Source organism: Tamlana crocina (genome assembly GCF_012037625.1).
Window position 1 is genome coordinate 1 of record NZ_JAAVJS010000880.1, and the last position, 281, is coordinate 281.

The following is a 281-nucleotide window of genomic DNA, read 5'->3' on the forward strand; positions in this document are numbered from 1 at the left end:
GGCTGGGCTCTACTGGCCGAACAATTCTTTTCTGGAGTTTTATCGCGGTCGAAACTTTCCTTTTCGGAAGGTTTCTTGTTTATCCTTTACTAAAGCTTTTCCGCATTTCTAAGGGAATAGATTTTACTGAAGCCTCCCGAATCATTGGGCGTCATTTTCCTGAAGTGAGTGATAAATTACTCAATCTTTTACAGCTTAGTAATAACAGTAAAAGAACAGATCTTTTGATCGCATCCATAGAGCAAAAATCTCAGGAGCTTCGTCCTGTGCCATTTTCGACG

1 pseudogene is annotated in these 281 nt (G+C 40.6%); it reads left to right on the forward strand.

Features of this window, described 5'->3' with window-relative positions:
- Window positions 1-281, forward strand: a pseudogene (locus HC176_RS19885) (hypothetical protein); the annotation flags it as partial.